Here is a 19,441-nt window from a genome sequence, read left to right on the forward strand (position 1 = left end):
GCCACGAGCGGGCAAGGGCTGAAATGTTTCACTCATTGTTTAACGACATCGTTCTTTTTGAAGGAAGAATAAAATGGCAAAAGGTAAATTCGAGCGGACCAAGCCGCACGTCAACGTCGGCACTATCGGCCACGTCGACCACGGCAAGACCACGCTGACAGCAGCGATCGCGACAGTATTGTCGAAGAAGTTTGGCGGCGAAGCCAAAGCGTACGATCAGATTGACGCAGCGCCAGAAGAAAAAGCGCGCGGCATCACGATCAACACTGCTCACGTTGAATACGAAACTGCCAACCGTCACTACGCTCACGTTGACTGCCCAGGCCATGCTGACTATGTTAAAAACATGATCACCGGTGCTGCCCAGATGGACGGCGCGATCCTGGTTTGCTCGGCAGCTGACGGCCCAATGCCACAGACTCGCGAACACATCCTGCTGTCGCGTCAAGTTGGCGTGCCATACATCATCGTGTTCCTGAACAAAGCCGACATGGTCGACGACGAAGAGTTGCTCGAGCTGGTCGAAATGGAAGTGCGCGAGCTGTTGACCAAGTACGAATTCCCAGGCGACGACCTGCCAATCATCAAGGGTTCGGCGAAGCTGGCTCTGGAAGGCGACACTGGCCCATTGGGTGAGCAAGCAATCATGGCTCTGGCTGAAGCGCTGGACACTTACATCCCGACACCGGAACGTGCTGTTGACGGCGCTTTCCTGCTGCCAGTGGAAGACGTGTTCTCGATCTCCGGCCGCGGTACTGTTGTGACCGGTCGTGTTGAGCGCGGTATCGTCAAGGTTGGCGAAGCCCTGCAAATCATCGGTATCCGTGACACACAAGACACTACATGTACTGGTGTTGAAATGTTCCGCAAGCTGCTGGACCAAGGTCAAGCAGGCGACAACGTTGGCGTGCTGCTGCGCGGCACCAAGCGTGAAGACGTAGAGCGGGGCCAAGTATTGGCCAAGCCGAACTCGATCAAGCCACACAAGCATTTCACTGGCGAGATCTATGTTCTGTCGAAAGACGAAGGCGGCCGTCATACACCTTTCTTCAACAACTATCGTCCACAGTTCTACTTCCGTACTACGGACGTGACTGGTTCGATCGAGTTGCCGAAAGACAAAGAAATGGTCATGCCAGGCGATAACGTGTCGATCACAGTCATGCTGATCAACCCGATCGCGATGGAAGAAGGTCTGCGTTTCGCGATCCGCGAAGGTGGCCGTACTGTTGGTGCAGGCGTTGTTGCCAAGATCCTGCCTGACGCGTAATAGCAAAGTTGCAAGGCAATAGGCAGGCCGCTCTGGCGGCTTGTCTATGTACTCATATACCGTGGGTGGCTGTCATCCACGGTTCGTTCTTTTAAGGAAAATCATGTCAGCTCCTAACCAAAAAATCCGCATCCGCCTGAAGGCGTTCGACTACAAACTGATCGACCAGTCGGCTCAGGAAATCGTTGATACAGCCAAGCGCACCGGCGCCGTTGTCAAGGGCCCAGTACCACTGCCGACACGTATCCAGCGTTTTGACGTATTGCGTTCGCCGCACGTCAACAAGACTTCGCGCGACCAGTTTGAAATCCGTACCCATCAGCGCCTGATGGACATCGTTGACCCAACCGACAAGACTGTCGATGCGTTGATGAAGCTGGACCTGCCAGCTGGCGTGGACGTGGAAATCAAGCTGCAGTAATAAATTCGCAACAAGCTGCATAATTGCGGGACAGAGCTGCCCGGGTAGGGTTTAAGAGCCACCAAAGGGCGGCGAATGACACTCCCCGCGCAGCTCTGTCCCCAACTATTTGTAGGTGTTGTAAATCAGCCTTAACCGCTGAATGTTTGACATACCACGACAAAGATGGTCTTGCAAATAAAAATTTACGCGGTTATACTGATCGGCTTCGGTGCGATTGCCGGCGGATTTCGCCTATGCAGTCGTGCTTATTTTAGTTGTACAAACATCAGCCCCGCCCAATCGTAGGCGGGAATGGAGAAAAACAATGAGCTTAGGCCTTGTTGGTCGCAAGGTTGGTATGATGCGCATCTTCACGGAAGATGGGGATTCAATCCCAGTAACCGTGTTGGACGTGTCGAACAACCGCGTGACCCAAATCAAAACGCCTGAAACAGACGGTTATACCGCTGTTCAAGTTGCATTCGGTTCGCGTCGCGCTTCACGCGTGACTAAAGCCGCCGCTGGTCACTACGCCAAAGCTGGCGTCGAGGCTGGTACCATCCTCAGAGAATTCCGCATTGATTCAGCCAAGGCTTCCGAACTGAAGGCCGGCGAAGTTATCGCCGCCAGCTTGTTCGAAGTCGGTCAAAAGGTTGACGTTCAAGGTGTCTCGATCGGTAAAGGTTACGCCGGTACTATCAAGCGTCACAACTTTGCATCCGGTCGTGCCAGCCACGGTAACTCCCGTTCGCATAATGTTCCAGGCTCCATCGGTATGGCGCAGGATCCAGGTCGCGTTTTCCCTGGTAAGCGCATGACCGGTCACATGGGTGACGTTACTGTAACCACGCAAAACCTCGAAATCGCACGTGTTGACGCTGAGCGCCAACTGCTGCTGGTCAAGGGCGCGGTTCCAGGTGCAAAGAACGGCCAAGTTGTGGTCAGCCCTGCGATCAAAATCAAAGCTAAGAAGGGAGCCTAATTCATGGAACTCAAGCTCCTGAATGACCAAGGTCAAGCTGCTTCGAACGTTGCTGCTCCGGATACTATTTTCGGCCGCGACTACAACGAAGCTCTGATTCACCAGGTCGTAGTTGCTTACCAGGCTAACGCTCGTAGCGGTAACCGTAAGCAAAAAGACCGTGAAGAAGTTCATCACACGACTAAGAAGCCATGGCGCCAAAAGGGTACTGGCCGCGCTCGTGCTGGTATGTCGTCCTCGCCACTGTGGCGCGGCGGTGGTCGGATTTTCCCGAACTCGCCGGACGAGAACTTCTCGCACAAAGTAAACAAGAAGATGTATCGCGCAGGTCTCTGCTCGATTCTGTCGCAGTTGGCACGCGAAGGTCGTCTGTCGGTCGTCGAGAATTTCTCGGTCGAAGCGCCAAAGACCAAGTTGCTGTCACAAAAGCTGAAGACCATGGGTCTGGATTCCGTGTTGGTGATTACCGACAATCTGGAAGAAAACCTGTTGTTGGCGTCGCGTAACCTGCCTGGTTTCCTGGCATGTGAGCCACGTCACGCTGATCCAGTATCGCTTGTGTTCTACAAGAAGATCCTGATCACCAAGCTGGCTTTGGCGAAGATTGAGGAGATGCTGGCATGAACGCAATTAAACATAGCGAAGAACGCTTGATGAAAGTGTTGCTGGCGCCGGTGATTTCCGAGAAGGCAACGATGGTTGCGGAGAAGAACGAGCAAGTCGTTTTCCGTATCGCACCAGACGCTACCAAGCTGGAAGTCAAGGCTGCTGTCGAGCTGCTCTTCAAAGTTCAGGTTGAGTCGGTGCAAGTTGCCAATCGCCAGGGTAAGCAAAAGCGTAGCGGCAAGACCATGGGTCGCCGCAACCACACCCGCCGCGCATTCGTATGCTTGAAGCCGGGTCAAGAGATCAACTTCACCGAGGAGGCTAAATAATGGCACTCGTTAAAGTTAAACCAACCTCGCCGGGCCGCCGTGGCATGGTCAAGGTCGTTAATCCCGACCTGTACAAAGGCCGTCCATTTGCTGCCCTGGTTGAGAAGAAGTCAAAAACAGCTGGTCGTAACAACAACGGTCATATCACTACTCGCCACATCGGCGGTGGTCATAAGCAACATTACCGCCTGATCGACTTCAAGCGCACCAAGGATGGCATTCCTGCGAAAGTGGAACGTATCGAATACGATCCAAACCGCACTGCGAATATCGCTCTGTTGTGCTACGCCGACGGCGAACGTCACTACATCATCGCCACTAAAGGCATGGCTGTAGGCGACCAGGTAATGAGCGGCTCGGAAGCGCCGATCAAATCCGGCAACTGCCTGCCAATCCGCAACATTCCGGTTGGTACGATTCTGCATTGCGTCGAAATGCTGCCAGGTAAGGGTGCCCAGATGGCCCGTACCGCCGGCGCCGGCGTTGTGCTGATGGCTCGTGAAGGTACTTACGCTCAGATTCGTTTGCGCTCCGGTGAAGTTCGCCGCGTGCACATCGAATGCCGCGCTACCGTAGGTGAAGTCGGCAATGCCGAACACAGCCTGCGCAAGATCGGTAAAGCGGGTGCGATGCGTTGGCGTGGTGTTCGTCCTACCGTTCGCGGTGTGGTCATGAACCCGGTCGACCATCCTCACGGTGGTGGTGAAGGTAAGACCGCAGCTGGTCGTCATCCAGTTTCGCCATGGGGTCAACAGACTAAGGGTAAGAAGACACGCAGCAACAAGCGTACTACTTCCATGATCGTCTCGCGCCGTGGCAAGAAATAAGGGGTAACACATGACACGTTCATTGAAAAAAGGGCCGTTCTGCGACGCCCACCTGGTGAAAAAAGTTGAAACTGCGCAAGCAGTCAAAGACAAAAAGCCAATCAAGACTTGGTCCCGTCGCTCGACCATCATGCCGGATTTTATCGGTCTGACGATTGCTGTGCATAACGGCAAACAACACGTCCCGGTATATGTGTCCGAGAACATGGTTGGTCACAAGCTCGGCGAATTCGCGCTGACCCGTACGTTCAAGGGTCATGCTGCTGATAAGAAGGCTAAGAAATAAGGTCCGATGATGGAAACTAAAGCTACCCTCCGCGGCGTGCGCCTGTCGGCCCAAAAGGGCCGTCTGGTCGCCGACCTGATTCGCGGCAAAAAAATTGATCACGCGCTAAACATCCTGACTTTCAGCCCTAAGAAAGGTGCAGCCATCATCAAGCGTGTTCTGGAGTCCGCAATTGCGAACGCAGAACACAATGACGGTGCTGACATCGACGAGCTGAAAGTTACGACGATTTACGTGGAAAAAGGTTCGGTCCTGAAGCGCTTCACAGCGCGTGCAAAAGGCCGTGGCGATCGTATCTCGAAGCAATCCTGTCACATTTACGTGACTGTCGGAAACTAAGGAGTCACGATGGGACAGAAGATTCATCCAACCGGTTTTCGCCTTGCGGTTACACGTAACTGGGGATCCCGCTGGTATGCAGGCAATAGCAATTTTGCCCAAATGCTCGGCGAAGATCTGAAAGTTCGCGCTTTCCTCAAGAAAAAACTGAAGAACGCATCGGTCGGCCGCGTTGTTATCGAGCGTCCTGCAAAGAACGCACGCATCACGATTTACAGCTCGCGTCCTGGTGTTGTTATTGGTAAAAAAGGCGAGGACATCGAAGTACTGAAGTCCGCGCTGACTAAGCTGATGGGTGTGCCGGTTCACGTTAATATCGAAGAAATTCGTAAGCCTGAAATCGACGCACAACTGATCGCTGACTCGATCGCGCAACAGCTCGAAAAACGCATCATGTTCCGCCGCGCGATGAAACGTGCGATGCAGAACGCAATGCGTCTGGGCGCGCAAGGGATCAAGATCATGTCGTCCGGTCGTCTGAATGGTATCGAAATCGCACGTACCGAATGGTACCGCGAAGGTCGCGTGCCACTTCACACACTGCGTGCTGACATCGACTACGGTTTCGGCGAAGCTGAAACCACATACGGCATTATCGGCATCAAAGTCTGGGTTTACAAGGGTGATCGTCTGGCTAACGGCGATGCGCCGGTAATCGACGTACCTAACGACGATGACAAGAAACGCCGTGGTCCACGTCGCGATGATGGCAAGCCAGCCGGTCGCCCACGTGCTAAAACTACAACGGCAGGTCCAGGTGCGCCAGCTGCGCGTCCGGCCCGTGCCAAGAAGCCGGATGGCGCTGCTGATGGTGTTGTAACTGCGGTTGCTGCAGTTGCTGTGCCGGCCGAGAAAGCAGGAGAATAATCATGCTGCAACCAGCACGCAGAAAATATCGTAAAGAGCAAAAAGGCCGCAACAAAGGCATTTCGCATTCGCGCGGCACTGCCGTGTCGTTCGGCGAATTTGGCTTGAAAGCGGTTGGCCGCGGTCGTATCACCGCGCGTCAGATTGAAGCAGCTCGTCGCGCAATGACCCGTCATATCAAACGGGGTGGTCGTATCTGGATCCGCATTTTCCCGGATAAGCCAATTTCGCAAAAGCCTGCCGAAGTCCGTATGGGTAACGGTAAAGGTAATCCCGAGTACTACGTGGCTGAAATTCAGCCAGGTAAAATGCTGTACGAGATGGATGGCGTCGATGAAACTCTGGCGCGTGAGGCATTCCGTTTGGCTGCAGCTAAATTGCCATTGTTGACCACGTTCGTCGTGCGTCAAATTGGCCAATAATTGGAGTTAAACATGAAAGCATCTGAACTCCGCGACAAAGATCAAGCGGCCTTGACGAAAGAGCTGAACGAATTGCTGAAGGCACAGTTTAGCCTCCGCATGCAAATCGCAACTCAGCAATTGAGCAATACGTCGCAATTGAAGAAAGTTCGTCGCGATATAGCACGGGTCAAGACCGTGATCAATTCGAAGGGCGCCCTGTAATGAACGATCAAGTGAAACAAGCGCTCAAGCGCACGCTGGTTGGTAAAGTAGTGTCCGATAAAATGGACAAGACTGTTACCGTCCTGATCGAACGCCACGTCAAACATCCTCTGTATGGCAAAATCATCGTGCGTACTAACAAGTACCATGCACATGACGAAACCAACCAGGCCAAGGAAGGCGACGTTGTCGAGATCCAAGAAGGACGTCCAATCTCCAAGACTAAAGCTTGGAGCGTGACACGTGTGGTACAAGTGGCACAGGTCCTGTAAGTAATGGTTGCGAGCCAAGCATTTTGATGTGATAATGCTTGGCTTCGCTCCTGTTGGCTTCCAACAAGAGCGATACTGAAAAAATAGCACCACCCCGCAGTAAATTTTTGTTCTAGCAAGAAGTTTTGGAAGTCGTCCACCTAAGCAGTGCGCTCAGCAGAGTTGCCCTGACAGGACCAAGACTGACCGTAAATCCGCATCGTGCGGCAGCGAGTTAAGTTGGGAAAGAAAATATTATGATTCAAACGGAAAGCCGGCTCGAAGTAGCCGACAACACTGGTGCACGCGAAGTCATGTGTATCAAAGTTCTGGGTGGTTCCAAGCGTCGCTATGCCAGCATTGGTGATGTGATCAAGGTTACCGTCAAAGTGGCAGCGCCACGTGGTCGCGTCAAGAAAGGCGAGATCTATAACGCCGTTGTCGTGCGGACCGCTAAAGGCGTTCGCCGTCAAGATGGTTCGTTGGTCAAGTTCGATGGCAATGCAGCAGTGCTGCTGAACGCGAAGCTTGAGCCAATTGGTACGCGTATTTTTGGACCAGTCACTCGTGAACTGCGCACTGAGCGCTTCATGAAGATTGTGTCACTCGCGCCTGAAGTGCTGTAAGGAGTCGAGATGGATAAGATTCGGAAAAGCGACGAAGTAATCGTCCTGACTGGTAAAGACAAGGGCAAGCGCGGTGTTGTAAAGCAACGCGTTGATGCTAATCACGTCGTCGTAGAGGGTGTCAACGTTGCTAAAAAAGCGACCAAGCCAAACCCGATGACTGGTGTAACTGGTGGCATCATTGACAAGCTGATGCCAATTCACGTGTCAAATGTTGCGTTGTTCAACGCTGCAACTGGCAAGGCAGATCGCGTTGGTTTTAAAGATGTGGACGGCAAGAAAGTCCGCGTTTTCAAGTCCAGCGGCGAAGTTGTTAAGGTTTAAGAGATCATGGCCCGTCTCCAAGAATTCTATAAAGATAAAGTCGTTACCGACCTGACAGCGAAATACGCTTACAAGTCCGTAATGGAAGTGCCGCGCATCCTGAAGATCACCCTGAACATGGGTCTGTCGGAAGCGATTGCGGACAAGAAAATCATTGAACACGCTGTTGGCGATTTGACCAAGATTGCAGGTCAGAAGCCAGTCGTGACCAAGGCACGGAAGGCTATCGCGGGTTTCAAGATCCGTGAAGGCTACCCAATCGGTTGCATGGTTACACTGCGTGGCGCTCATATGTACGAGTTTCTGGACCGCCTGATCACTGTCGCGCTGCCGCGCGTTCGTGACTTCCGTGGCGTCTCCGGTCGTGCATTTGACGGTCGTGGTAACTACAATATCGGTGTGAAAGAGCAGATCATTTTCCCCGAAATTGAGTACGACAAGATTGATGTGTTGCGTGGTATGAATATCAGTATCACGACGACTGCAAAGACCGACGACGAAGCAAAATCGCTTCTCGCCGCATTTAAATTTCCGTTCAGAAACTGAGGTTGCCATGGCAAAACTGGCACTGATTAACCGTGAACAAAAGCGCGCTGACCTGGTAAAGAAATACGCCGGTAAGCGTGCCGAGTTAAAGGCAATCATTGATGACCAATCGAAGTCGGAAGAAGAGCGCTACGAAGCTCGCTTGAAATTGCAAGCGCTGCCACGTAACTCGGCTCCGACCCGTCAACGTAATCGTTGCTCCCTGACTGGTCGTCCACGTGGCACTTTCCGCAAGTTCGGTCTGGGCCGTATTAAGCTCCGTGAAATCGCCATGCGTGGCGAAATTCCGGGTATGACTAAAGCAAGCTGGTAATAGGAGAATATGCAATGAGTATGAGCGATCCTATCGCCGATATGCTGACCCGTATCCGCAATGCGCAAGTAGTTCACAAGACAACCGTGGCAATGCCATCGTCGAAGGTCAAGATTGCGATTGCCAACGTCCTCAAGGACGAGGGTTACATTGAAGATTTCGCTGTCGCAGAAGAAGGCGGCAAAGCGGAACTCAAAATCGGTTTGAAGTATTACGCCGGCCGTCCTGTTATCGAACGTCTTGACCGTGTATCCCGTCCAGGGCTGCGGGTCTATAAAGGCAAAGATGACATCCCTAACGTGATGAACGGCTTAGGTGTGGCAATTATTTCGACACCTTCTGGTGTCATGACGGACCGCAAAGCGCGCGCAACCGGTGTCGGTGGCGAAGTTATTTGCTACGTCGCCTAAGGAGTGCAATATGTCACGTGTAGGTAAAATGCCGATTGCACTGCCGACTGGCGCGGAAGCGACCATTACAGCAGCGCAGATCACAGTCAAGGGCCCATTGGGCTCGCTTTCCCAGGCTTTGAATGGCCTGGTAAAAATCGAAAACAACAACGGCACGCTGAATTTCGCGGCCGCTGACGACAGCCGCGAAGCCAATGCGATGTCCGGCACCTTGCGTGCTCTGGTCAACAACATGGTCAACGGCGTAACCAAGGGCTTCGAAAAGAAGCTGAATCTGGTTGGCGTGGGTTTTCGTGCGCAAGCTCAAGGTGACAAGTTGAACCTGTCGCTCGGTTTTTCGCATCCTGTTGTTCACCAGATGCCAGAAGGCGTCACAGTGGCAACACCGACGCAAACCGAAATCCTGATCAAGGGTATCGACAAGCAACGTGTTGGCCAGGTTGCTGCTGAAGTTCGTGCTTACCGCGAACCTGAGCCTTATAAGGGCAAGGGCGTTCGTTACTCGGACGAAGTGGTAATCCTTAAAGAAACCAAGAAGAAGTAATAGGGGTTGACGATGGATAAGAAACAATCACGTCTGCGCCGTTCACGCCAAACGCGTGCCAAGATCGCAGAGTTAAAGGTGAACCGCCTGGCAGTGCATCGTACCAACTTGCACATTTACGCCAGCATCATCGGCCCTGACGCTAAAGTGCTGGCTTCGGCCTCCACACTGGAAGCTGAAGTACGTGCAGAACTGGCCGGCAAGTCCGGTGCAGGCGGCAATACAGCAGCTGCATCTCTGGTTGGCAAGCGCGTTGCCGAGAAGGCACTGAAAGCTGGAGTTACCGAAGTTGCGTTTGATCGCTCCGGTTTCCGTTACCACGGCCGCGTCAAGGTGCTGGCAGATGCCGCCCGTGAAGCCGGTCTGAAGTTCTAAGGAAGAATCGTCATGGCAAAAATGCAATCAAAAATGCAAAGCGATAAGCCGGATGATGGCATGCGCGAAAAAATGATCGCGGTCAACCGTGTGACCAAAGTGGTCAAGGGTGGTCGTATCATGGGTTTCGCAGCATTGGCTGTTGTTGGTGATGGCGATGGCCGTATCGGCATGGGCAAGGGCAAATCGAAAGAAGTGCCGGTTGCTGTGCAGAAGGCTATGGAAGAAGCCCGTCGCAAGATGATCAAGGTAACGCTCAAGAACGGTACTCTGCAACACGCTATTTCCGGCAAGCACGGCGCGTCATCGGTTCTGATGCTGCCAGCTAAAGACGGTACTGGTGTTATTGCCGGCGGTCCAATGCGCGCGATTTTTGAAGTACTGGGCGTGACGAACGTTGTGGCCAAGTCCACAGGTTCCACCAATCCGTACAACATGGTTCGTGCTACTTTGAACGGCTTGTCAAAAATGAACACTCCATCGGAAATCGCCGCCAAGCGTGGCAAGTCCGTTGAAGAAATTCTCGGCTAAGGTGATCAACATGACAAAGACTGTAAAAGTACAATTGGTCAAGGGTTTGATCGGCACACGTGAAACACATCGCGCAACAGTGCGCGGTTTGGGACTGCGTCGCGTAAATTCGGTTTCCGAATTGCAAGACACCCCATCGGTTCGCGGCATGATCAATAAAGTGTCCTATCTTGTGAAAGTGGTGTCGTAAGCTTAGGCTTGCGAACGGAGCAAATTATGGAATTGAATACTATTCAACCTGCAGATGGCGCCAAGCATTACAAGCGTCGCGTTGGTCGTGGTATCGGCTCGGGTATCGGTAAAACAGCCGGCCGCGGTCACAAGGGTCAAAAATCGCGTTCGGGCGGTTTCCACAAAGTAGGTTTCGAAGGTGGTCAGATGCCTTTGCAACGTCGTTTGCCAAAACGCGGCTTCAAGTCGATGGCAACGCCGTACAAAGCAGAAGTTCGCTTGTCGGACCTGGAAAACCTGCCGGTAACAGAAGTAGATATCCTGGTGTTGAAGCAAGCTGGCGTGATCGGCGAGCTGGCACGCGTGGTACGCGTCATCCTGTCGGGCGAAGTTACCAAGAAATTTACGCTCAAGGGCTTGATCGCTACCAAGGGTGCAAAAGCTGCGATTGAAGCGGCCGGCGGATCGGTTGCTTAATTTGTCGTTCTAACTCGTAGCAATGGAGCAATAAGTGGCGACTTCACCCCAACTTGCAAAGAGTGCTGCGAGCGGCTTCCCATGGGGCCGTCTGTGGTTCTTGCTTGCTGCACTGGTTGTATATCGTATTGGTGCTCACATTCCTGTACCGGGAATTGATCCATCGCAGTTGGCGCAATTGTTCAAGCAGCACCAGGGCGGCATTCTGGGCATGTTCAACATGTTCTCTGGTGGTGCGTTGTCGCGGTTCACCGTGTTCGCGCTGGGTATCATGCCGTATATCTCGGCATCGATCGTGATGCAATTGATGTCGATTGTGTCGCCTCAGCTGGAAGCGTTGAAGAAGGAGGGCGAGTCCGGTCGTCGCAAGATTACCCAGTACACCCGTTACGGTACGCTGTTGCTGGCGACGTTTCAGGCATTGGGGATTGCGGTAGCGCTGGAATCCCAACCTGGCCTGGTGCTTGACGCCGGCCTGGCTTTCCGCTTCACCACAGTTGTGACGCTGGTAACAGGAACGATGTTTTTGATGTGGTTGGGTGAGCAGATTACTGAGCGTGGTCTCGGTAACGGCATCTCGATCATCATCTTTGCAGGTATTGCAGCTGGCTTGCCAAATGCGATCGGTGGTTTGTTCGGTCAGGTAAGTACCGGTTCCATGAGTGCCCTGTCGGCGATTCTGATTTGTTTGATCGCAGCCGGCGTGACATATCTGGTGGTATTTATTGAACGTGGTCAACGCAAGATTCTGGTGAATTATGCGAAACGCCAGGTAGGCAACAAGATTTATGGCGGTCAAAGCAGTCATTTGCCGCTGAAGTTGAACATGGCTGGTGTAATTCCTCCAATCTTCGCTTCCTCGATCATCTTGTTTCCTGCGACAATCACGAGTTGGTTTACTTCCGGTGATTCCACCAATCCGGTAGTCAACTTCCTCAAGGATATGGCGGGTTCCTTGGCGCCAGGCGAGCCGATTCATGCTCTGCTGTATGCGATAGCGATTGTGTTCTTCTGCTTTTTCTATACAGCGTTGGTGTTTAACAGCAAAGAAACAGCTGACAACCTGAAGAAGAGCGGAGCGTTTGTACCAGGGATTCGTCCAGGCGAGCAGACAGCACGTTATATCGACAAGATCCTGATGCGTTTGACACTGGTTGGCGCGGTTTATATTACGGTTGTTTGTTTGGTTCCGGAATTTCTGATCGCCCGCTGGAAAGTACCGTTTTATTTTGGTGGTACATCGCTGTTGATTATCGTAGTGGTCACCATGGATTTCATGGCGCAAGTACAGAATTACGTGATGTCGCAGCAATATGATTCGCTGCTTCGTAAGGCAAATTTCAAGGGCGGCGTTTCGACACGCTAAGTGTTGCAACGAACGACCAAAGGAACCAGTAGACCGAATGGCAAAAGACGACGTTATCCAGATGCAAGGCGAGATTCTTGAGAATCTCCCCAATGCAACATTTAGAGTCAAGTTGGAAAACGGACATATCGTCCTCGGTCATATTTCTGGCAAGATGCGCATGAACTATATTCGCATCCTCCCAGGAGATAAGGTGACGGTAGAATTGACACCTTATGATTTAAGCCGGGCACGGATTGTGTTCCGTACCAAGTAACTTTTAGTATAGAAAGAAGACGAAAATGAAAGTGCTCGCATCAGTCAAGCGCATCTGCCGCAACTGTAAGATCATTAAGCGCAAAGGCGTGGTTCGCGTCATTTGTACAGAGCCGCGCCATAAACAGCGCCAAGGTTAATTAACGTTATTGATCGAGGAATAACGAATGGCACGTATTGCAGGGGTAAACATCCCCAATCATCAGCACACCGTTATCGGCTTGACAGCCATCTACGGTGTTGGCCGCCCACGCGCAAAAGTAATTTGCGAAAGCACGGGTATTTTGACTACGAAGAAGATCAAAGATCTCGACGATAACGAGCTGGAAAAGCTGCGCGACGAAATTGCAAAATTCGTCGTCGAAGGTGACCTGCGTCGTGAACTGTCGATGAACATCAAGCGTTTGATGGATCTGGGTTGCTATCGTGGTATGCGTCATCGCAAAGGCTTGCCTTGCCGTGGCCAACGTACTCGTACCAATGCTCGTACCCGCAAGGGCCCGCGCAAAGCCGCTCAATCGCTGAAGAAATAATTAAGATGCCACGCTTCCGTGGCAACTGATTGTTCTTAGGTAGTCGGATTCAAGGAAATTATTATGGCAAAGTCCCCAAATAACGCCGCAGCAGCACGTGTGCGTAAAAAAGTTAAAAAGAACGTTGCTGAAGGTATCGCGCATATCCACGCGTCTTTCAACAACACCATCATCACGATTACCGATCGTCAAGGTAATGCGTTGTCGTGGGCGACATCTGGTGGCGCTGGCTTTAAAGGCTCCCGCAAGTCGACTCCATTTGCAGCGCAGGTTGCAGCCGAAGCCGCTGGTAAAGTGGCTGTGGAATGTGGCGTAAAGAACCTGGAAGTACGTATCAAGGGCCCAGGTCCTGGTCGCGAATCCGCTGTTCGCGCCTTGAACAACCTGGGTATCAAGATCACCCAGATTCAAGACGTTACTCCAGTACCGCATAACGGTTGCCGCCCTCCAAAGCGTCGTCGTATCTAAATCTTTACAGATTTTCGTTATTGCCTGGCAATAGCGTATGCAAGTGACCCGCCAATGACCTTGGCGGGTTTTGTTCTTAAGCCCACTGTCTGGTTGAAGGTAAATCAGACTAGCGCCAGGCCGGTTATCGGCCGCAAAAGGCAGTAATGCCCCGGCGTCATATTTTTAAAAGGAAGCATCGTGGCACGTTATATCGGACCTAAAGCAAAACTTTCCCGCCGTGAAGGTACGGACCTGTTCCTGAAGAGCGCACGCCGCTCGCTGGATTCCAAGTGCAAACTGGATTCCAAGCCAGGTCAACATGGCCGCACATCTGGTGCACGTACCTCCGACTACGGTAACCAATTGCGCGAAAAGCAAAAAGTTAAGCGTATGTACGGCATTCTGGAACGTCAGTTCCGTCGGTATTTCGCAGAAGCGGACCGTCGCAAGGGCAACACCGGCGAAACACTGCTGCGTTTGCTGGAAGCACGTCTGGACAACGTCGTTTATCGCATGGGTTTCGGTTCGACCCGCGCTGAGAGCCGTCAATTGGTTTCGCACAAAGCGTTCACCGTCAACGGCAACGTTGTTAACATCGCTTCGTACCAAGTCAAGACCGGCGACGTGATCGCTGTTCGTGAAAAAGCCAAGAAGCAAGTGCGTATCGTTGAAGCGCTGCAACTGGCCGAACAAGGCGGCATGCCATCGTGGGTTTCGGTTGATGCGAAGAAGATGGAAGGTACTTTCAAGTCCCTGCCAGACCGTAACGAAATCGCTAACGACGTCAACGAATCGCTGATCGTCGAACTGTATTCGCGTTAATTTTAGTTTTTCGGCCGCGCCTGGTCCCAGGCGCGGCCGTTTCATCAGGGTGCCTCTGACTATCCTAGTGATTGTCGGCGGCGCCCTTAATGCCATCAGCCTTATCGGTGTAACGAGCCGAGGGTATTGAAGAGGACATTTCATGCAAAACAGCTTGTTGAAGCCACGTATTATCGAAGTAGAAGCACTGGGTGCCGGCCACGCTAAAGTCGTGATGGAACCGTTTGAACGTGGCTACGGCCACACGCTGGGCAACGCACTGCGCCGCGTCCTGCTGTCATCGATGGTTGGCTATGCGCCGACTGAAGTGACCATCGCCGGTGTGGTTCATGAATACTCGTCACTCGACGGCGTGCAGGAAGACGTAGTCGATATCCTGTTGAACCTGAAAGGCGTCGTGTTCAAGCTGCATAACCGCGACGAAGTAACACTGACATTGAAAAAAGATGGCGAAGGCGCTGTTTTGGCTTCCGACATCGATCTGCCGCATGACGTTGAACTGGTCAATCCAGAGCACGTGATTGCCCACCTGACTGCTGGTGGCGCACTCGACATGCAGATCAAGGTTGAAAAAGGCCGTGGCTATGTGCCAGGCAACGTCCGTCGCCTGACTGAAGATGCCAACAAGACCATCGGTCGCATCATCCTGGACGCATCGTTCTCGCCGGTACGCCGTGTTTCCTACGCTGTTGAATCGGCGCGTGTGGAACAGCGTACCGACCTGGACAAGCTGGTCATCAACATTGAAACCAACGGCGTGATCACTCCGGAAGAAGCGATTCGCCAATCGGCGCGCGTGCTGGTTGACCAGCTGAACGTGTTCGCTGCACTGGAAGGCACTGAAGCTGCTGCTGAAGCACCATCCCGCGCACCGCAAGTCGATCCTATCCTGTTGCGCCCGGTCGACGACCTGGAACTGACAGTACGTTCGGCCAACTGCCTGAAAGCAGAAAACATTTACTACATTGGCGATCTGATCCAGCGTAGCGAAAATGAACTGCTGAAGACGCCAAACCTGGGCCGCAAGTCCTTGAACGAAATCAAGGAAGTTCTGGCATCCCGTGGTTTGACACTGGGCATGAAGCTGGAAAACTGGCCGCCTGCAGGCCTGGAAAAGTAATATTTGTTGTTAGCCCGGGGGTGAGATAGAATCTCGCCCTTGGGTTAGTTTTAAGCCCGTTGTATCCATTGTTGTATTAATTTCAACCGGCCCGCGACCAGGCAATGCCGAAGTCGATCGAAGAGCTGGATGTAAACTCAAAAACTGAAAGGAATTACCATGCGTCACCGTCACGGCCTTCGTAAATTAAATCGTACTTCTTCCCACCGTCTGGCCATGTTGCGCAACATGACTGTTTCGCTGCTGCGTCACGAAGCAATCAAGACCACATTGCCTAAGGCAAAAGAACTGCGTCGCGTGATCGAACCGATCCTGACACTGGGCAAGACCGACACCCTGGCAAACAAGCGCCTGGCATTCGCTCGCCTGCGCGACCGTGAAATGGTCCTGAAGCTGTTCGCTGAACTGGGCCCACGCTACGCTAACCGTAACGGCGGCTACCTGCGCATCCTGAAAATGGGTTTCCGCGTTGGCGATAACGCTCCTATGGCTTACATCGAACTGATGGACCGTCCGGAAATCAGCGACGACGCTGAAGTACCGACAGCTGACTAAGCTTAAGTATCCAAGCTGCGTTAAAATCAAAAGCCAGGCCTAGCCTGGCTTTTTTGCATTCTGCGCGCTTGTTGCGCAATCAAGTGGCGTGCATGGTGCGCGCTGTAAGGATAGATCAAAGAGTTCGACTATGTCAGAAGCCTTGCTTATACTCACCAGCTTGCCCGATCTTGCCAGCGCGCAATCCTTGGCGCAGCAGTTGGTGGAACGCAAGCTGGCGGCCTGTGTCAATATCCTGCCGGCGGTGCAATCCGTGTATCGCTGGCAAGGCCAGGTCGAACAAGCGGTCGAAACGACCCTGCTGATCAAGACCGCGGTGCATCGCTACGCGGAGCTGGAAAGCGCGATCAAGGCTGTGCATCCGTATGCCGTGCCGGAAATTATTGCCTTACCGATTGTGGCCGGTTTGCCGGCCTATCTGGACTGGATTACCGCAGAAACCGAAAAGGACGTGAATGTTTAAGTCTCTCAAGCAATTGTCAGTGCTGTTTGCCATGCTGTTCGCCTTTACCCTGGCGCATGCCGAGGAAGACGATTACCTGGCGCCGGAAGTGGCGTTCAAGTTTTCCGCCCGCATGGCCGATGCCAAGACCGCCGAGGTGACCTATGCCATCGCGGACGGTTACTATATGTACCGCGAGCGCTTCCACTTCAAGGCCGAAGGCGCCACCTTGGGCGAGCCGCAGATCCCGGCCGGCACCGTCAAGTTCGACCAGACTTTCAACAAGAATGTTGAAACCTATCACCACACCGTCACCATCCGGCTGCCGGTCGAGGCCAGCGGCAGCTTCACGCTGATTTCCACCGGCCAGGGCTGCGCTGACAAGGGCCTTTGCTATCCTCCCATGGATTCCCGCGTCAGCCTGTCGACCACCGGCGGCAACAGTGGCGGTGGCTTGCTGAGCGCCATCGGCATCGCCAAAGGCGCCAACGCGGCGATGGATACGCCGCAAGCGCCGGCGGCCAGCAATGCCAGCCCGGCTGTCAACGCTACTCAGGCGGCGGCCGGTGCTCCGCAATCGGCTGCGCCTGACTCGGAAAGTGGCCGCATCGAATCCTCGCTGAAAGGCGGCAAGCTGCTGGTGATCATGCCCTTGTTCCTGCTGCTAGGCCTGGGCCTGGCGTTTACCCCGTGCGTGCTGCCGATGGTGCCTATCCTGTCTTCGATCATCGTCGGCGAAGGCACGCAAGTCAGCCGCAAACGCGGTTTCCTGCTCTCCCTCGATTATTCGCTCGGCATGGCGGTGGTCTATACGGCACTGGGCGTGGCTGCCGGGCTGGCCGGCGAAGGCTTGGCCGCCACCTTGCAGAATCCTTGGGTATTGTCGGCATTTGCCCTGCTGATGGTGCTGATGTCATTCTCGATGTTCGGTTTCTATCAGCTGCAGCTGCCGGCAGCGTTCCAGACCAAGCTGAGCAAGGCCTCCGATCAGCAGTCCGCCGGCAAGACGCTCGGTGTGTTTGTGATGGGCGCGATTTCGGCATTGATCGTTGGACCTTGCGTGGCGGCGCCGCTGGCCGGAGCGCTGGTGTATATCAGCCAGACGCGCGATGTCACGGTCGGTGGCAGCGCATTGTTTGCGATGGCGGTCGGCATGAGCTTGCCGCTGATGCTGGTGGGCCTCTCGGCCGGTTCGCTGTTGCCGCGCGCCGGCGCCTGGATGGAATCGGTCAAACGTTTCTTTGGCGTGCTGATGTTGGCAGTGGCGGTGTGGATGGTGTCGCCGGTGATTCCCGCGCTGGCGCAGATTCTGTGCTGGGCGGCTTTGGGTATCGGCTACGGCGCCTATCTGCTGTGGGATAAATCGTCTACTGCTTGGTTCGCCAAGGCCTCCGGTGTGGTATTCATGGTGGCAGGCGTGGTCCAGTTGGTCGGCGGCATGACCGGTGGGCGCGACGTATTGGCGCCGCTGGCGCACCTGAGCGGCAAACAGGAAAGCGCCCATACCCAGTTCATCAAGGTCAAGTCGGTGGCGGAGCTGGATGCGGCGTTGACCCAGACCAACGGCAAGGCTGCGCTGCTGGATTTCTACGCCGACTGGTGCGTATCCTGCAAGGAAATGGAAAAACTCACGTTTACCGATCCGCGCGTGCAAGCGCGCTTCGGCGAGATGGTTCTGCTGCAAATCGATGTCACCGCCAATAACGAGAATGACAAGGCAATGCTGAAGCGCTTCAATCTGTTCGGGCCGCCCGGCATCATCTTCTTTGACGGCCAGGGGCAGGAAGCACCGCATGGCCGCGTGATCGGCTATCAGAATGCCGATAAGTTCCTGCAATCCCTGGCGGTTCTGGATACAAAAAAATGATCGCCATGCCGGCGTGCAGTGCTTATAGCCGCACGTAAAAATACCGGCGCGTTGAAGGAGTAGAATGGGTGAGCCGATACCTATCGGCATGCGCGATCCCGAATGCTTCAAACCGCTGGTTATGTAGATAGTCGATAAAATTCTTTAGGCTATGGCGGCTGCAACGCTATAGTTTTAGTTCTACGCAAGCTGCTAACCCTGCGCAATCAAAAGGAGACTGAAATGACTTTACACCTTGGCGACGTCGCCCCGGATTTTGAACAAGATTCTTCGCTCGGCAAGATCAATTTCTATGATTGGGCCGGCGCTTCGTGGGTGGTGCTGTTTTCACATCCGGCCGACTTCACGCCGGTCTGCACCACCGAACTCGGCCTGACTTCCAAACTGAAATCCCAGTTTGAAGAGCGTGGCGTCAAAGTGATCGCGCTGTCTGTCGACCCTGCCGACAAGCATCAGGAATGGATCAAGGATATCAACGAAACGCAAAACACCGTGGTGGGTTTTCCGATCATTGCGGACGCCGACCGCAAGGTCTCGGAACTGTACGACCTGATCCATCCGAATGCCAGCGCAACCGCTACCGTGCGTTCATTGTTCGTGATCGATCCGGCCAAGAAAGTGCGCCTGACCATCACCTATCCCGCCAGCACCGGCCGCAACTTCGATGAAATCCTGCGTGTCATCGATTCCTTGCAGCTGACCGACAATTATTCGGTGGCCACGCCGGGCAACTGGAAAGATGGCGAGGATGTGGTGATCATTCCATCGTTGCAGGATCCCGAGGTTCTCAAACAGAAATTCCCCAAGGGCTTCAAGGCGATCCGTCCTTATCTACGCCTGACGCCGCAACCTAATCGCGATTGATTTTGTGGTCGCCGGTATGAACGGCGAGATGGAAAAAAAGCCCCGCCCATGTTCAGGCGGGGTT

General features: G+C 53.5%; 33 protein-coding genes. All 33 read left to right on the forward strand.

Features of this window, described 5'->3' with window-relative positions:
* The first annotated feature begins 73 nt into the window (after positions 1-73).
* The 33 genes from tuf (at position 74) to BCF11_RS12945 (ending at position 19,377) form a co-directional block, all read left to right on the forward strand.
* Entirely contained in the window at positions 74-1,270 is a 1,197-nt protein-coding gene (gene tuf / locus BCF11_RS12785) for an elongation factor Tu (RefSeq protein ID WP_098495078.1), read from the forward strand.
* A 103-nt stretch (positions 1,271-1,373) separates the two neighbouring features.
* The gene (gene rpsJ / locus BCF11_RS12790) at positions 1,374-1,691 is read left to right on the forward strand and encodes a 30S ribosomal protein S10 (protein ID WP_038484649.1); all 318 of its coding nucleotides are present in this window, start codon (positions 1,374-1,376) and stop codon (positions 1,689-1,691) included.
* A gap of 307 nt (positions 1,692-1,998) precedes the next feature.
* A complete protein-coding gene (gene rplC, locus BCF11_RS12795; RefSeq protein ID WP_061538668.1) occupies positions 1,999-2,655 on the forward strand; it encodes a 50S ribosomal protein L3 in 657 nt (218 codons plus the stop codon).
* Between the two features lie 3 nt (positions 2,656-2,658).
* Positions 2,659-3,279, forward strand: a complete 621-nt coding sequence (rplD, locus tag BCF11_RS12800) for a 50S ribosomal protein L4 (RefSeq protein ID WP_062111678.1) — start codon at positions 2,659-2,661, stop codon at positions 3,277-3,279.
* Complete coding sequence (rplW, locus tag BCF11_RS12805) at positions 3,276-3,590, forward strand: 50S ribosomal protein L23 (protein ID WP_061936375.1); 315 nt, start codon at positions 3,276-3,278, stop codon at positions 3,588-3,590. The genes rplD and rplW overlap by 4 nt, the downstream gene beginning before the upstream one ends.
* Complete coding sequence (gene rplB / locus BCF11_RS12810) at positions 3,590-4,417, forward strand: 50S ribosomal protein L2 (RefSeq protein WP_038484661.1); 828 nt, start codon at positions 3,590-3,592, stop codon at positions 4,415-4,417. The genes rplW and rplB overlap by 1 nt, the downstream gene beginning before the upstream one ends.
* A 10-nt stretch (positions 4,418-4,427) precedes the next feature.
* Positions 4,428-4,703 carry a 30S ribosomal protein S19 gene (rpsS, locus tag BCF11_RS12815; RefSeq protein ID WP_014004397.1) on the forward strand — a complete coding sequence of 92 codons (276 nt, stop codon included), beginning with the start codon at positions 4,428-4,430 and terminating at the stop codon, positions 4,701-4,703.
* Between the two features lie 6 nt (positions 4,704-4,709).
* Positions 4,710-5,042, forward strand: coding sequence for a 50S ribosomal protein L22 (gene rplV / locus BCF11_RS12820; RefSeq protein WP_172656933.1), 333 nt, complete (start codon positions 4,710-4,712; stop codon positions 5,040-5,042).
* Positions 5,043-5,051: 9 nt separating this feature from the next.
* Positions 5,052-5,909, forward strand: coding sequence for a 30S ribosomal protein S3 (gene rpsC, locus BCF11_RS12825; RefSeq protein ID WP_098495079.1), 858 nt, complete (start codon positions 5,052-5,054; stop codon positions 5,907-5,909).
* A 2-nt stretch (positions 5,910-5,911) separates the two neighbouring features.
* Positions 5,912-6,331, forward strand: a complete 420-nt coding sequence (gene rplP, locus BCF11_RS12830) for a 50S ribosomal protein L16 (RefSeq protein WP_061936379.1) — start codon at positions 5,912-5,914, stop codon at positions 6,329-6,331.
* A gap of 12 nt (positions 6,332-6,343) precedes the next feature.
* On the forward strand, positions 6,344-6,535 hold the full coding sequence (gene rpmC, locus BCF11_RS12835) for a 50S ribosomal protein L29 (RefSeq protein WP_014004401.1): 192 nt from the start codon (positions 6,344-6,346) through the stop codon (positions 6,533-6,535).
* Positions 6,535-6,807 carry a 30S ribosomal protein S17 gene (gene rpsQ, locus BCF11_RS12840; protein WP_014004402.1) on the forward strand — a complete coding sequence of 91 codons (273 nt, stop codon included), beginning with the start codon at positions 6,535-6,537 and terminating at the stop codon, positions 6,805-6,807. The genes rpmC and rpsQ overlap by 1 nt, the downstream gene beginning before the upstream one ends.
* Positions 6,808-7,043: 236 nt before the next feature.
* Positions 7,044-7,412 carry a 50S ribosomal protein L14 gene (gene rplN / locus BCF11_RS12845; protein ID WP_014004403.1) on the forward strand — a complete coding sequence of 123 codons (369 nt, stop codon included), beginning with the start codon at positions 7,044-7,046 and terminating at the stop codon, positions 7,410-7,412.
* A gap of 9 nt (positions 7,413-7,421) precedes the next feature.
* The gene (gene rplX / locus BCF11_RS12850; protein ID WP_014004404.1) at positions 7,422-7,736 is read left to right on the forward strand and encodes a 50S ribosomal protein L24; all 315 of its coding nucleotides are present in this window, start codon (positions 7,422-7,424) and stop codon (positions 7,734-7,736) included.
* 6 nt (positions 7,737-7,742) lie between these two features.
* A complete protein-coding gene (rplE, locus tag BCF11_RS12855; protein WP_038484668.1) occupies positions 7,743-8,282 on the forward strand; it encodes a 50S ribosomal protein L5 in 540 nt (179 codons plus the stop codon).
* Between the two features lie 7 nt (positions 8,283-8,289).
* A complete protein-coding gene (gene rpsN / locus BCF11_RS12860; protein ID WP_014004406.1) occupies positions 8,290-8,595 on the forward strand; it encodes a 30S ribosomal protein S14 in 306 nt (101 codons plus the stop codon).
* Positions 8,596-8,609: 14 nt separating this feature from the next.
* Entirely contained in the window at positions 8,610-9,005 is a 396-nt protein-coding gene (gene rpsH, locus BCF11_RS12865) for a 30S ribosomal protein S8 (protein ID WP_061936385.1), read from the forward strand.
* Positions 9,006-9,015: 10 nt separating this feature from the next.
* Positions 9,016-9,549: a 50S ribosomal protein L6 gene (gene rplF, locus BCF11_RS12870; RefSeq protein WP_061936388.1), complete on the forward strand. Its 534-nt coding sequence runs from the start codon at positions 9,016-9,018 to the stop codon at positions 9,547-9,549.
* Positions 9,550-9,561: 12 nt separating this feature from the next.
* On the forward strand, positions 9,562-9,924 hold the full coding sequence (gene rplR / locus BCF11_RS12875; protein ID WP_041741098.1) for a 50S ribosomal protein L18: 363 nt from the start codon (positions 9,562-9,564) through the stop codon (positions 9,922-9,924).
* A 12-nt stretch (positions 9,925-9,936) separates the two neighbouring features.
* Positions 9,937-10,455: a 30S ribosomal protein S5 gene (rpsE, locus tag BCF11_RS12880; protein WP_014004410.1), complete on the forward strand. Its 519-nt coding sequence runs from the start codon at positions 9,937-9,939 to the stop codon at positions 10,453-10,455.
* 10 nt (positions 10,456-10,465) lie between these two features.
* On the forward strand, positions 10,466-10,645 hold the full coding sequence (gene rpmD, locus BCF11_RS12885; protein ID WP_062120265.1) for a 50S ribosomal protein L30: 180 nt from the start codon (positions 10,466-10,468) through the stop codon (positions 10,643-10,645).
* Positions 10,646-10,671: 26 nt separating this feature from the next.
* Positions 10,672-11,103, forward strand: coding sequence for a 50S ribosomal protein L15 (gene rplO / locus BCF11_RS12890; RefSeq protein WP_098495080.1), 432 nt, complete (start codon positions 10,672-10,674; stop codon positions 11,101-11,103).
* 34 nt (positions 11,104-11,137) lie between these two features.
* Positions 11,138-12,469 carry a preprotein translocase subunit SecY gene (gene secY / locus BCF11_RS12895; RefSeq protein ID WP_098495081.1) on the forward strand — a complete coding sequence of 444 codons (1,332 nt, stop codon included), beginning with the start codon at positions 11,138-11,140 and terminating at the stop codon, positions 12,467-12,469.
* 37 nt (positions 12,470-12,506) lie between these two features.
* Positions 12,507-12,725: a translation initiation factor IF-1 gene (gene infA / locus BCF11_RS12900; protein WP_014004414.1), complete on the forward strand. Its 219-nt coding sequence runs from the start codon at positions 12,507-12,509 to the stop codon at positions 12,723-12,725.
* Between the two features lie 25 nt (positions 12,726-12,750).
* Positions 12,751-12,864, forward strand: a complete 114-nt coding sequence (gene rpmJ / locus BCF11_RS12905; protein ID WP_014004415.1) for a 50S ribosomal protein L36 — start codon at positions 12,751-12,753, stop codon at positions 12,862-12,864.
* Between the two features lie 27 nt (positions 12,865-12,891).
* Positions 12,892-13,257 carry a 30S ribosomal protein S13 gene (gene rpsM / locus BCF11_RS12910; protein ID WP_098495082.1) on the forward strand — a complete coding sequence of 122 codons (366 nt, stop codon included), beginning with the start codon at positions 12,892-12,894 and terminating at the stop codon, positions 13,255-13,257.
* A 63-nt stretch (positions 13,258-13,320) separates the two neighbouring features.
* Positions 13,321-13,725, forward strand: a complete 405-nt coding sequence (gene rpsK / locus BCF11_RS12915) for a 30S ribosomal protein S11 (protein WP_014004417.1) — start codon at positions 13,321-13,323, stop codon at positions 13,723-13,725.
* 180 nt (positions 13,726-13,905) lie between these two features.
* The gene (gene rpsD / locus BCF11_RS12920) at positions 13,906-14,529 is read left to right on the forward strand and encodes a 30S ribosomal protein S4 (protein WP_061936397.1); all 624 of its coding nucleotides are present in this window, start codon (positions 13,906-13,908) and stop codon (positions 14,527-14,529) included.
* Between the two features lie 142 nt (positions 14,530-14,671).
* Positions 14,672-15,649 (forward strand): DNA-directed RNA polymerase subunit alpha, encoded by a 978-nt coding sequence (rpoA, locus tag BCF11_RS12925; protein WP_061532025.1) that lies wholly within the window; start codon positions 14,672-14,674, stop codon positions 15,647-15,649.
* A gap of 159 nt (positions 15,650-15,808) precedes the next feature.
* Positions 15,809-16,204 carry a 50S ribosomal protein L17 gene (gene rplQ / locus BCF11_RS12930; protein ID WP_038484690.1) on the forward strand — a complete coding sequence of 132 codons (396 nt, stop codon included), beginning with the start codon at positions 15,809-15,811 and terminating at the stop codon, positions 16,202-16,204.
* 130 nt (positions 16,205-16,334) lie between these two features.
* The gene (cutA, locus tag BCF11_RS12935; RefSeq protein WP_098495083.1) at positions 16,335-16,667 is read left to right on the forward strand and encodes a divalent-cation tolerance protein CutA; all 333 of its coding nucleotides are present in this window, start codon (positions 16,335-16,337) and stop codon (positions 16,665-16,667) included.
* On the forward strand, positions 16,660-18,513 hold the full coding sequence (dsbD, locus tag BCF11_RS12940) for a protein-disulfide reductase DsbD (RefSeq protein WP_098495084.1): 1,854 nt from the start codon (positions 16,660-16,662) through the stop codon (positions 18,511-18,513). Before cutA ends, dsbD begins: the two co-directional genes overlap by 8 nt.
* 222 nt (positions 18,514-18,735) lie before the next feature.
* Entirely contained in the window at positions 18,736-19,377 is a 642-nt protein-coding gene (locus BCF11_RS12945) for a peroxiredoxin (protein WP_098495085.1), read from the forward strand.
* The last annotated feature ends 64 nt before the right edge of the window (positions 19,378-19,441 follow it).

The sequence above is a fragment of the Collimonas sp. PA-H2 genome (genome assembly GCF_002564105.1).
Classification (GTDB): Bacteria; Pseudomonadota; Gammaproteobacteria; order Burkholderiales; family Burkholderiaceae_D; genus Collimonas.